Below are 11923 nucleotides of genomic sequence, written 5' to 3'. Positions count from 1 at the left end.
GCTTTTGTATGGCGTCTTTTCCTGTGCGGGTGGGGGGTGGGGCTTGCGGTTTGTTTTTGGCGGACGGGGGGGGCCCTTCATGCACGTACAAAACTTCCTGGACGGTCCCCGCCAGTCGCTCTTTCGATCATCGTTCCAGCTTGAAGTCTTTATCGATCGCCGGTTTTTTCGGGGCGTTGGCAACGGCCCATCCGGTCAGATAGGCCCATCGGGTTACCTGCGCCAGCTTTTTCAGGTCAATGCGGTCGGGTTCGTCTTTCGGCGTATGATAATCCGGATGCAGCAACGTCGTAAAGCAGATGGCCGGTACATTCAACCGGGCATAGGGGAGGTGATCACTCCGGAAGTACCAGCCTTCGGGGTGATCAGCGCGGTCCCAGAGCGTATCCAGTTTAAAGGCCGGCCCCATGCGGTTGGCTGCCATGGCATAGTCAACCAGTTCTTTCGAGTTACGGTGCGGTGGCTGGGAACCCAGCAGGGCTGCACTGTCGGGGGCGTTCCGGCCGATCATTTCCAGATTCAGGACACCGGCAATGGACGCCAGCGGAACCGTAGGGTGAGCGGTGTAATACCGTGAACCGAGCAGACCACGTTCTTCGGCGCCGTGAAATACAAAGAGTGCCGACCGCTTGCCGGGCTTCTGCGCAAACGCCCGCATCAGCGCAAGGGCGGCCGCACAGCCGGTGGCATTATCATCGGCTCCGTTAAAAATCGAATCGCCCGCTACAGCGCGGCGAATGCCATCATGGTCCTGATGGGTACTGATCAGGACATATTCCTTCTTCAGTACCGGATCGGTGCCTTCCACCTTAGCAATGATGTTGACCGATGGGTAACTGAAACTCTCGACGTTGACAATGTTGGTAAACCGCTGACCGGGCTGCTTCACCCACTCGATAGCGCGGGCAGGCAGCCAGATCGCCGGTGCCTGCGCGAATACCCGCGTGTTGGGGCCACCGGGTAAATCGTACCGGCCGAGTTCCAGGGCACTGCCAAACGTCTCGAACACCCGCTGTGCCCGGTCGTCTGACACAATCAGCACCGCCACGGCACCCGCCTTGATCAGCTCTGCCGACCGGCGCTGGAATGTCGCGTTCATAAACCGGCGGAAGCTCATATCGGCCGTCGGGTTGCCGGAAAATTCAAACGCCACAGCCTTACCTTTGATGTCCACATTGGCCAGCTCTTCCGGAGTTGCCTTACCAACAAACACGAGCGGGGCATCAACAGAAGCAATGGCAGGGGTGATCACCAGTGCATCGCGGCCATATTCAAGCTGGCGGTTGCCGATGATGAAGCGGCTGGTTTCGCTGATACGCGTCCGTTGCAGGTGAAAAAACTGGAAAAACGTTCCGTCGTCGCCGAGGGGTTTGAGGCCGATGGCGCGGGCCTGTTCGGCAATCCACATCGAGGCCTTGAGCTCATCGAGTGAACCCGCCTGACGCCCCCGGAAGTGATCGTCGGAAAGGGCATAGAGGTCGCGTTTAAGATCGGCTTCCTTAATGGCAGAAAGCGCATTAGCCGCTGGTTTGGGCTGCGCTGCCAGCAAGCCCGGCAACAGGGTGCCCGCTGCGAATAGCCGGCATACGGATTTCAGTAGAAAATGCATTGTGCTGATGAAAACGGGAAAAACTCAGAAAACAGGTTCAGGGTCCGAAAATACGATATTCAGCCGTGGAAAACGTAGAGCCGCAATATTTTGCGGCTCCGGACAATGTGGTTCGCTTAATACACCAGCACCTCTTTCTTGCGCTTCTTTTTAGACAGTGGCGGGGTTGAGGCCGGTGGTACACGGTGATGGGTGGCCTGTTCGTAGGCATAGCACAGCTTAATCAGGGTCGGTTCGCTGAACGGACGGCCGAAAAACTGTAGCCCCGCCGGCAGGTTACCGTAGGTATACCCCATCGGCACGGTAAACGCCGGAAAGCCGGTCGGCGGCGATAAGGCGTTGTTCGTCCCCGACGGTGTATTGAGGTCGCCGATCAGGCGCGGCGGATAGCTGAACGACGGATAGACAAAGGCTTCAATATTAGCCGAGTCCATGATGGCGATCAGCCGTTTGCGCATCAACTCGCGGAGAGCCAGATTTTTAGCCCAGCCTTTATGTTGTTCCGGTGCCAGCGTATCGGCATTCACGTCGAGCAGCGCCTTTTCCAGGTACGGATGAAATTGTTTGGACTTAATAATTGATCCCAGCGTTTTGTGAGGGGCATTGGGGCCGAGTGTCGCCAGATAGGCGTTAAAATCACGCCGTAGCTGCGGGATTGTATCCATGGCCCGGCTGATGGAATCGAGCGATGGCAACCGGATGGGGTCAATAATGGTGGCTCCCGCCTGCCGCAATTCCTCAATAGCATGGTCGAAGAGCGCCACGACCTGCGAATCGGCTTTGGCGGGCAGGCACAGTTGCCGGAACACCCCGATCCGTGCTCCTTTCAGGCCGTTTTTGTCCAGAAAGCGCAGGTAATCGGCCGGTATGTTGCCCTGGCTGCGGCGGGTAACACTGTCGGCCGGATCGTAGCCGGCGATGACATTCAGGACACGGGCGGCATCTTCGACCGTCTTGCAGATCGGGCCGCCGGTGTCGTTGGTGAGCGCCAGCGGCACAATACCGTCACGGCTGATGAGACCCATGGTGCACCGGAAACCGACCAGACTCTGGTTGGCCGCCGGTCCGCGGATCGAACTGCCGGTATCGGTTCCAAGCCCGATGGTACCGAAATCCGCCGCGACGGCCGCCGCCGTACCGCCGCTTGAACCGGAGGTTGTCCGGCGGGTATCATAGGGATTGCGGGAGTAGCCCGGCAATACCGAACTTACCGAGAAGTTGCCGGTGTAGGCAAATTCGGCCAGATTCGACTTGGCAATCAGTATGGCACCGGCTTCGCGCATTTTCCGGACAACATACGCATCGTCGGGCGGAACCGAGTTTTTCATGGCCAGTGTGCCGTTCGACGTCGGCATGTCGTAGGTATCGTAGTTGTCTTTCACGATCACCGGTATACCATGCAGCGGGCCCGCGAACGTGCCGGTAGCCTTGTAAAGGGAATCGAGCCGGCGGGCTTCTGTGAGCGCTTTCGGATTGACCAGAATCAGGGCATTGATCGACGGCCCCTGCTTGTCGTAGGCCGCAATACGGTCGAGGTAGAGCTGTACGAGGGTGGTGGCCGTTAATTTGCCTTGCCGCATGGCCTGGTGCAGGTCGGCGACCGATGCTTCCCGCAGTTGTTTGGGAGAAAAAGACTGTGCGTTCACCGACAGGCAAATGCCGGTAAAGGCTACCCAGATCAGGAGTAGTCGTTTGAACATAGTGTATAGGTTAAGTAAGTGATGGGTAAGCGCACGATTAACGTCGTACTTCCTTAAAGCTACTGACGGGACCCATACAAAGCAACCTGCACTCGTAGAGCCGCAACATCTTGCGGCTCATTGCGCGCAAGCAGCGTCAGATTTGCGTCAGATTTGCGGCTCATTGCGCGCAAGCAGCTTCAGATTTGCGGCTCATTGCGCGTAAGCAGCGTCAAATTTGTTTCAGCTATGCATCTATAATTGAGGGAGGGAGCCGCAAGATATTGCGGCTCTACGGACAGGCTGGCGGATAATGTTTTGTCATTGCCTGTTTGGGATAGGTGTTGTTGGTAAAGCGTTTTTCGGATAAGGCTATTTATAGGATGAAATACCAATTTTGTGCTGAATGATACGCTTTATTCCTGTGGTTTATACATTTGCATTATCAAATTGTTAACCTTAATTCCGTTCAGACAATGGTAATTGGCGTTCCTAAAGAAATTAAAAACAACGAGAACCGTGTAGCCCTGACACCAGCAGGTGTTACCGAATTGCGTAAGCATGGCCACACTGTATACATCCAGTCAACGGCTGGCGCAGGTAGCGGGTTCGACGATGAGGAATATGCTGCCGCCGGCGCAACGATTCTGCCTACAATTGAGGAGGTATATGCAATTGCGGAGATGATTGTAAAGGTGAAGGAACCGATTGCGCAGGAGTACCCGCTGATTAAGGAAAACCAGTTACTGTTTACCTATTTCCACTTTGCTTCATCGGAAGAATTAACGCATGCCATGATTGCGCAGAAAGCGGTTTGTCTGGCGTACGAGACCGTTGAGAAAACTGACCGCAGCCTGCCGTTGCTGATTCCGATGTCGGAAGTAGCTGGCCGGATGGCCGTTCAGGAAGGCGCAAAATACCTCGAAAAACCGTTGAAAGGCCGTGGTATTCTGTTAGGCGGTGTGCCGGGCGTGAAGCCTGCCCGCGTGCTGGTACTGGGTGGTGGTATTGTTGGTACACAGGCGGCCAAAATGGCGGCTGGTCTGGGTGCACACGTAACATTGATGGACGTTAACCTGACCCGTTTACGGTATCTGTCAGACATCATGCCTGAGAACGTGGATACCATGATGTCGAACGAATATAATATCCGTGCCGAAATCAAGCAGTCGGACCTGATTATCGGGGCTGTTCTGATTCCGGGCGCGAAAGCACCTCACCTGATCACGCGTGATATGTTAAAACTGATGCGTCCGGGTACGGTGTTGGTCGACGTAGCGGTTGATCAGGGGGGCTGTATTGAGACATGTACACCAACTACGCACGAGAACCCGACGTTTATTATCGACGATGTGGTACATTACTGCGTAGCCAATATGCCGGGGGCTGTGCCTTACACATCAACGGTAGCACTGACAAATGCAACCATCCCGTATGTGTTGCAACTGGCGAATAAAGGATGGCAGCAGGCTTGCCGTGACAACGAAGAGTTATTGAAGGGCTTGAACGTGGTGAACGGAAAAGTTGTTTACAGCGGTGTTGCTGAGGCTTGGGAGCTACCATTAACACCAGTAAGCGACGTGTTACGGAAAGTTATTGCTGTTTAGTACCTTTATAAGCAAGTAGGAAGCGCTGCGGACTCCGCAGCGCTTTTTTTGTTTACAGGGTGCCGGATGATTGATGGCGGATATTCAGCGTCCGGTTTCACCCTACAGATTCTCCTTCACCAGCGCCTCCCATTCGGCCTGTAACGTACCTTTGAAGACCGGGGTACCCGCCCGCCGGTACCAGTAGCCTGCATTCCATTCGTCGCCTTCCTTGCGGTGCAGGTAAGCGTGCAGGCGGTCATAGGCTTTTGTGCCTTCCTTATGTTGGGCAATGTTATGTGCCTGTTCCCAATCGTCGTTGCCGTCATGCCACAAGGCGGTCAGAATCGGGTTAATGCCTGCCGGAGGCGTTGATCCGGCCAGAGAGCTCGTAAATGCTTCGTATGTCATGTGCTGTTGAAATTATTTTTCGGATCTGCGTAGGGGGGGATGGCCGGTTGCCTGTCATACCATTGCCGGCAACCAATGAACGGCCCTGACCAGATCAGCGGCTTATTTGTAAACAACAAGAAAAAGAACCATGCGTGTACTCTGTTTTTTAATAGTCCTGACCGGACTGTTATGCCATCCCTTTGCCCGCGCCGACCGCGATGATTTTCCGGTGCCACCTTCGTCGGCCAGCCGCCTGTTTTACATTCAGCGCAGCAATAATACGAATACCGTCATTTACGATGCCAATATGTTGGCAGATAAAAAGCTGGACCCCCACAAACCGGTCTCCGTATACTGGATCCGTTATGCCGAAAAAGGCCAGCAGGAAGGTCTGTCATTTTTTCAGTGGAAAATGGCCTATGGGTATAAACACCGCCCGCTGAACGGTGCCGACGGCTTCGAATTCAGCCTGAACGCGTTCGACAAACGGCCGATTCACATCACCAGCGAACATGGCCATGCCACCGCCATAATGCAGATCAGTGGCCGTCCGGCGCGGCTGCACAAGGTGTTTGTCCAGATTGCTCCCGGCACCCGCCTGATTCCCGAAGTGCAGTATATCGAGCTGTTTGGCGTAGATGCCGACGGTAAATACCCTGTCTACGAGCGAATTATGATTTAAGGGCAACGGAAGTAGGTTCCGTGTAACAATTTCTGACCGACAGAACCGGAATATCATTCCGGTTTACATTCCTTATGAAACAACAATCTTTTGAACAGGACGTACAGCCGCTGTTGCTGTACGCAGTGCCCCTTATTGTCTTTTGTATACTGCTCGAATGGTGGTTTACCCGCCACGACGATCACCACCGGCCGTACGATTCCGGCGATTTTAAAGCGTCAGTCGGTATCGGGCTGTGTAGTCTGCTTATCAACGGGGTACTGAAGGCCGCAACAGTGGCGATGAGTCTCTTCTTTTATGAGCTTGTTCCGTGGCGTTTGCCGGAGACATGGTGGGTCTGGATACTGGCGTATGCGGGCATCGATCTTTGTAATTACACCGCTCATTATGTGGCCCATAAACAGCGGTTCTGGTGGGCAACCCACGTCACGCACCATTCGTCGGAACACCTGAACCTGTCGACCTCTTTCCGGAATTCATGGACCCAGTACCTGAAAATCGTGTTCTTTATCCCGGTCTGGTGCCTGGGCATTCATCCGGCCATTACGTTCACCTGCTACCAGCTCGATCTCTTATATCAGTTCTGGATTCATACCGAGGTAATTCCGAAGCTGCCGCGCTGGATTGAGTTTGTTTTTGTAACGCCGTCGCATCACCGCGTACATCACGGCTCCAATACCGCCTATCTGGACAAGAACTTCGGTACAACGTTTATTCTGTGGGACCGACTGTTCGGTACGTTTGCGGAAGAGACGGAAAAGCCGGTCTACGGGCTGACGAAGCCGGTTGGCTCGTTTGATGTAATTTACCTGAATTTTCACGAATGGGTGGCCATCTGGCGTGACCTTCGTAAAGCGACCTCCTTCCGGCAGGCATGGGCCATCCTTTTCGGCCCGCCAACCTGAGGCCTTTTTTGACAGGATTACAGGATTGACAAGATAGAATTTGACAGGATTACATGATTAACAGGATTTAATTTTAAACGTCCTGTTAATCATGTAATCCTGTCGAAAGAAAATCAGGCGAAGTATTCCATCATACGAATCCTGTCCAAAATAAGTAATCAAAGTAATCATTCCATCATACGAATCCTGTCTCAGAGCGGCAGATAAACGGAGAAGGTCGCGCCGGCCCCATCCTGAGCTGTGGCGATGATCGTCCCTTTATGATTCTCGGCGATCTTCATGCACATGGCCAGCCCGATACCGGTACCCATGTACGTACTTCGGTCGTGGAGACGGTGGAAAATCGTGAAAATCTGTTCGGCATACTTAGGGTCAAACCCAATGCCGTTGTCCTGGACGGTAATCTTGATAAATGGCCGGTCTGTTGTGACTTTGTTAAGCTGCTTCAACTCACTCAGCGGCACATTCTCCGCCCGGATACGGATTGCCGGCCGCTTGTCAGAGAATTTGATGGCATTGGTAATCAGGTTAGTAAAGAGCTGTGAAAGCTGAAGCGGTATGCCTTTTATGGTAGGCAGCGGTGTGCGCTCAATGATCACATCCCGCTGCTCAATCAGTAATTCAAGGTCGGTCAGGATACTGTCCAGAATACTGTTCAGGTCAACCTCCCGGAACAATTCGTCTTTTTTCGACAACCGCGAATAGTCAAGCACAGCCTTGATGAGCTGGGCCATGCGCTGGGCCGACGAGGTAATTTTACCAAGGTAGCGCCCCGCCATGTCCGGATCGTTCAGGTTATGCTCCAGTAGATCGGAGAAGGTCTGTATCTTCCGGAGCGGTTCCTGGAGGTCGTGGCTGGCAATGTAGGCAAACTGCTCCAGTTCGTGGTTGATCTGTACCAGTTCCTTATTGGTACGCTCGATTTTCTGCGTGGCCTCGACCAGTTCCGTTACGTCGTGCGACAGAATCAGCACGCCATAGACCTCATCTTTCTGGCGGAGCGGGATAAAATAGTTTTCGAAAAAGCCGTTGATGACCGCCGAATAGGTGATGGTATTGTGTCTGTAGTGGCCGGCCAGGGCGTCAAGCGAATCCTGGTGGGCTTTCGAACCCCGGGCCGCCGGGAATACTTCCAGATAGCCACGACCCAACACCTGATTCCGGCTGCGCTTGTAGAGTTGCTCGAATTTACGGTTAACAGCCGTGAAATTCAGGTCATTGTCCAGTACGGCAATGACGTGGGCCGAGGCGTCAAAAATCGTTTCGACAAACTCTTTCTGGATGCTCAGTTCTTCATTTTTACGCAGCAGTTCGCGGGTACGTTCCTGCACTTTCTGTTCGAGCTCATCGGCACTATTCTGCGCCTGCTGACGGGCATGGACCATATCCGTAATGTCATGAGCCAGTCCCATGATGCCGGTGATTGTGCCGTCTTCCTCCCGTAACGGCGTGAAAATCAGCTTAACGTAAATGGTTTTCAGGAGGCCATTATTCAACAGGGTCGCCGGGATTTCATTCGCGATAAACGGTACTCCCGTCTCATAGACGTTCCGGACAATGGTTTCAAAGGGCTGGTCTTTAACTTCGGGCAGTGCGTTGAATAAAGGCTTATGCATCACTTCTTCCCGTGTACGGCCCCAATAACGCAGCATGATGTCGTTGGCCAGTTCGATGCGGAATTCCCGGCCGCGGTACAGGCCGATCCCTACCGGAGCCTGCATGAACAGGTTTTGGAGGTGCGCAGTATTCTGCTTCCGGATGCGCGACAGCTTGATCTGCGAACGGATACGGGCCAGCAGTTCCTTAGCTGAAAATGGTTTGACCAGGTAATCGTCGGCCCCAATGTCGTAGCCTTCAATTCTGGCCTCTTCGCCGGCGCGGGCCGACAGGAAAATAACCGGAATCGCCGCCGTTTCCGGATTGTTTTTGAGGGCACGCAGCAACCCTATGCCGTCGAGAACCGGCATCATAATGTCGCTGACAACCAGATCCGGTTGTTTTTGGTGAATCATCTCCAGCGCCACCTGTCCGTTCGGAGCCGTATCAACAGCAAACTCGCGCAGGGCCAGCCGCTGGATATAAGCCCGCATATCCGGGTTGTCATCAACAATCAGGATACGGGCAGGGGCCTGGTCCGGCGGCGCTCCGGAGGTTACGAAATCCTGCCGGATTTCCGGACCGGCGTGCGTACTGGTTTCGCTCAGGCTAAGGGCTTCCTTTACAAAAAGATCCGGTATGATCGACTCGTAATGTGCATCCCGTTGATCGGCTACCTGCTCCGGCGGCAGATGCTGTTTGCCCAGTAACAGCCTGACTGTAAATGTACTGCCTTTGCCGGGCTCACTGTCGATGGTAATGGTGCCATGATGCAGCCCTACCAACTCATGGACCAGTGACAGGCCGATGCCGGTTCCTTCGTAAGTGCGTCCGGTTGAGTTGGCAATCCGGTGAAACCGGTCGAACATGCGGGGAAGCTCTTCCGCCGGAATGCCGACACCCGTGTCCTCTACCCGAAGGACGGCCTGTTCGCCTTCGCGGGTCAGGGAAACGGTAATACCGCCCTGAAGGGTATATTTAAATGCATTAGACAGGAGATTGAGTACGATCTTTTCCCACATCTCACGGTCAACATATACGTCATGTCCGTTTAAATCGCACGAAATTGTCAGCTGCAGGCCAACCTGATCGACCAGGGAGCGGAAGCTGCTGGCGAGGTCGGCAGTAATCAGGGCGAGGTCGGTTGGGTAGAAGCGCGCCTCTGCCCGTTTTGCCTCTAACCGGCTGAAATCCAGTAGTGAATTGACCAGTCTAAGCAGCCGCATGGCGTTCCGGTGACTGGATTCGATGCGGTTCCGTTCAACAAACGTCAGGGACGAGACCGGCTCATTAAGCAGCTCTTCCAGCTGGCCAAGCATAAGCGTGAGCGGAGTCCGGAACTCGTGGCTGATGTTACTGAAAAATGTGGTTTTAGCGCGGTCCAGCTCCACCAGGGCTTCGGCCCGTCTGCGCTCTTCCTCATAGGCGCGGACGTTGGTAATGCCTGTACCGATCTGATCTGCAATAAGTTTGAAAAAGCCAAGGTACGTTTCGTTCGCAAGCCGGTAAGGGTTCAGTCCAACGACCAGCACCGTCAGCGGCTGGCCGGTATTGGTCAGTAACACCGGCTGCAAAAGGGCCGTTGACGGTGCCTGCGGCCATGATCCTTTGGGCAGTTCCCGGAACCGGTCGCCCAGCGCGGCAAGCATACCGGCACCGGACGAGGTCATGACCTGCTGCAAAAGCGACGCTACCGGATGTGGGTCATGCAGCGATAACTGCGGAACGGCCAGGGTAGATGCCGGATCCATATCGGTATTGCCGACCAGCGTTGCGGTCTGTTGCTCATAATCCAGCTGATAGAGCAAGGCAAACGGAAAGTCCTGCGGATTTTTCTGCAACGCCAGCATGGCGGCTTCATACACTTCTTCAACCGACTGATTATCAATTGCCGCATTCCCGACATCTTTTAACGTCCGGATATGCCGTTCACTGATGATCCGTTCCGTTTCGTCGGTGTTAGCGCAGATGATACCGTGAGTGCCGCCGTGATCGCCGGGCACCGGGCTGTAGGAAAATGTGTAGTAGGTTTCTTCGGGATAGCCGTTCCGCTCCATAATCAGCAGCAGGGCTTCATCGTAGGTACCTACGTTGTCACGCATAACCCGTCCGGCCCTTGACCCGGCTGCATCCCAGATTTCATGCCAGACCACCGAGGCCGGTTGTCCGAGGGCTGCGGGGTGTTTTCCGCCCAGAATCGAGCGGTAGGGGTCGTTATATAAATTAATGAGCTGATCACCCCACCAGACAAACATGGGTTGGCTGGAGGTCAGAATAATCCGGATGCAGGTTTTAAGGCTCTGCGGCCAGTGCTCTACAGGCCCTAACGGAGTTGAGGACCAGTCAATCGAACGAAGTAGCTGACCGGTTTCGCCACCGCCCTGGAGAAACTCTGGTATTGGCTGCCCCTGATGTACCATAACGTTAACGTTGAGTCTGCCAGTTGTGAACTGGTAAATTGCCTGACCGGCAAATCAACTAATTTATGAGAGATTTTCTCAGTATTTAGCAAAGATATGAGCCAACGCCTGCGTCAGAATCGAAATGCTGGGCGGTTTGGCAACATAGTCGGTCGCGCCGAGCGCTTTGGTTTCCTGAATATCTTTTAACTCCGATGAAGTCGAGTACATGATGACAGGCACCAGGCTCAGCCGGGTGATTTTTTTCAGTTCAATCAGACATTGCCGGCCGTTCATACGGGGCATGTTCAAGTCAAGGAAAATGTAATGCGGTATAAACGATTCGTCCTGCCGGAGCTTGGTGAGGGCATCAATACCGTCATTAGCAAAAAGACAGGTTATGGCCGGATCAACTTTTTGCAGTGCCAGTGCGAAAATTTCCTGATCGTCAACATCATCGTCTACCAGAAAACACGTTTTATGCTGGTCCATAGGTAAGTATTTAGCAGTAAACTTACGCTTTTTATTTGTAAGTTACTGTATAGATAAGGGCTTAAACAGGTTAGAGCGTTTTTTTTAAAACTTCAAAGTTGAGTTCTTGTTTAGGCGCTCCAAATGAAGGGTCTTTGGGAAAAGGTTTCAGAATACCTGTCCGTTGATAACCCCGCCGCTCATACCAGGCAATCAGCTCATGCCGCAGCGTAATAACGGTCATAATCACGGCACTGCATCCCCGGGCAAGGGCATATTGTTCTGAGGCGTCAATCAGTTTGCGCCCGATGCCCTGCGCCTGTGATAAAGGATCAACCGTCAGCATGCCAAGATACAGGTCATCTCCCTGCTGTTCAAGAAAAACACAACCCTTCAGCTGATCATCTGCGCGGATGGTCAGAATGGTTGCCGCCGGATTTGTCAGTTGCCTGGCCAGGACTTCTTCAGTCGTCCGGACGCCGCCGAGCAGGTCCGCTTCGGTGGTCCAGCCCTTTTTGGAGCTTTCTCCACGATAGGCGCTGTTTACCAGAATATTCAGGGCCGGTACATCGGCTACGGTAGCGGGTATAATTGTCATGGTTA

Annotated in this window: 9 protein-coding genes; 3 read left to right on the top strand and 6 right to left on the bottom strand. The window is 53.7% G+C overall.

Annotated features, from left to right (window positions below; all coding sequences use genetic code 11):
* Nucleotides 1–127: 127 nt before the first annotated feature.
* Both AC23NW_RS25340 and AC23NW_RS25335 read right to left on the bottom strand, forming a co-directional pair.
* Nucleotides 128–1609 carry a M28 family peptidase gene (locus AC23NW_RS25340; RefSeq protein WP_487452970.1) on the bottom strand — a complete coding sequence of 494 codons (1482 nt, stop codon included), beginning with the start codon at nucleotides 1607–1609 and terminating at the stop codon, nucleotides 128–130.
* 116 nt (nucleotides 1610–1725) lie between these two features.
* Nucleotides 1726–3309, bottom strand: coding sequence for an amidase family protein (locus tag AC23NW_RS25335; protein ID WP_487452969.1), 1584 nt, complete (start codon nucleotides 3307–3309; stop codon nucleotides 1726–1728).
* A 455-nt stretch (nucleotides 3310–3764) separates the two neighbouring features.
* Between AC23NW_RS25335 and ald the strand changes: the two genes are divergently transcribed.
* Complete coding sequence (ald, locus tag AC23NW_RS25330) at nucleotides 3765–4895, top strand: alanine dehydrogenase (protein WP_293833254.1); 1131 nt, start codon at nucleotides 3765–3767, stop codon at nucleotides 4893–4895.
* A 102-nt stretch (nucleotides 4896–4997) separates the two neighbouring features.
* Here the strand turns inward: ald and AC23NW_RS25325 are convergent, their stop codons facing one another.
* Complete coding sequence (locus tag AC23NW_RS25325; protein ID WP_293833256.1) at nucleotides 4998–5285, bottom strand: hypothetical protein; 288 nt, start codon at nucleotides 5283–5285, stop codon at nucleotides 4998–5000.
* 130 nt (nucleotides 5286–5415) lie between these two features.
* On the opposite strand from AC23NW_RS25325, the gene AC23NW_RS25320 reads away from it, so the two are divergent.
* Together AC23NW_RS25320 and AC23NW_RS25315 are read left to right on the top strand one after the other, a co-directional pair.
* The gene (locus AC23NW_RS25320; RefSeq protein ID WP_487452967.1) at nucleotides 5416–5949 is read left to right on the top strand and encodes a DUF4833 domain-containing protein; all 534 of its coding nucleotides are present in this window, start codon (nucleotides 5416–5418) and stop codon (nucleotides 5947–5949) included.
* A 74-nt stretch (nucleotides 5950–6023) separates the two neighbouring features.
* Nucleotides 6024–6854 (top strand): sterol desaturase family protein, encoded by an 831-nt coding sequence (locus tag AC23NW_RS25315; protein WP_487452965.1) that lies wholly within the window; start codon nucleotides 6024–6026, stop codon nucleotides 6852–6854.
* 191 nt (nucleotides 6855–7045) lie between these two features.
* Here the strand turns inward: AC23NW_RS25315 and AC23NW_RS25310 are convergent, their stop codons facing one another.
* The 3 genes from AC23NW_RS25310 to AC23NW_RS25300 all read right to left on the bottom strand — a co-directional run bounded on the left by AC23NW_RS25310 (nucleotide 7046) and on the right by AC23NW_RS25300 (nucleotide 11918).
* The gene (locus AC23NW_RS25310) at nucleotides 7046–10870 is read right to left on the bottom strand and encodes an ATP-binding protein (protein WP_487452963.1); all 3825 of its coding nucleotides are present in this window, start codon (nucleotides 10868–10870) and stop codon (nucleotides 7046–7048) included.
* Between the two features lie 78 nt (nucleotides 10871–10948).
* Nucleotides 10949–11341, bottom strand: a complete 393-nt coding sequence (locus tag AC23NW_RS25305) for a response regulator (protein ID WP_293833261.1) — start codon at nucleotides 11339–11341, stop codon at nucleotides 10949–10951.
* A 70-nt stretch (nucleotides 11342–11411) separates the two neighbouring features.
* Nucleotides 11412–11918: a GNAT family N-acetyltransferase gene (locus tag AC23NW_RS25300; RefSeq protein WP_487452961.1), complete on the bottom strand. Its 507-nt coding sequence runs from the start codon at nucleotides 11916–11918 to the stop codon at nucleotides 11412–11414.
* Nucleotides 11919–11923: the final 5 nt, after the last annotated feature.

Source organism: Arsenicibacter sp. R0_47, from assembly GCF_057652235.1.
This window is presented reverse-complemented; position numbering and strand designations above follow the sequence as displayed.